The sequence below is a fragment of the Alkalihalophilus lindianensis genome (assembly GCF_032843265.1).
Classification (GTDB): Bacteria; Bacillota; Bacilli; order Bacillales; family Bacillaceae_D; genus Alkalihalophilus; species Alkalihalophilus lindianensis.
The window spans coordinates 1-233 of record NZ_JAWJBA010001085.1 but is presented as its reverse complement, the minus strand read 5'-3'; the positions used below and the strand labels follow the sequence as shown (position 1 = coordinate 233).

1 protein-coding gene is annotated in these 233 nt (G+C 72.5%); it reads right to left on the bottom strand.

Annotated features, from left to right (window positions below; translation table 11 throughout):
* The coding region (locus RYX56_RS25450) for a hypothetical protein (protein WP_317124531.1) at positions 1 to 233 on the bottom strand (233 nt) is incomplete at both ends.

The following is a 233-nucleotide window of genomic DNA, read 5'->3' as shown; positions in this document are numbered from 1 at the left end:
AGAAGACGCCCAGGCCGGCGAGCATCCCGAGCACGAGGTTGCGGTTGTCGAGTCCAAGGAAGCTGCTCCGCGCAGGCCCGGCGCCCGTGGCGCTGCCCTTGAGCGGGTCGCCCACGAAGAGCATCACGAACCCGATGAGCACGAGCCCGAGCCCGACGAGCGCGCCGCGCCGCGCCGCGTCGCGGAATGTGGGGCGGCCGGTGAGCATCACGCCGAGCATGAGCGCGATGGCC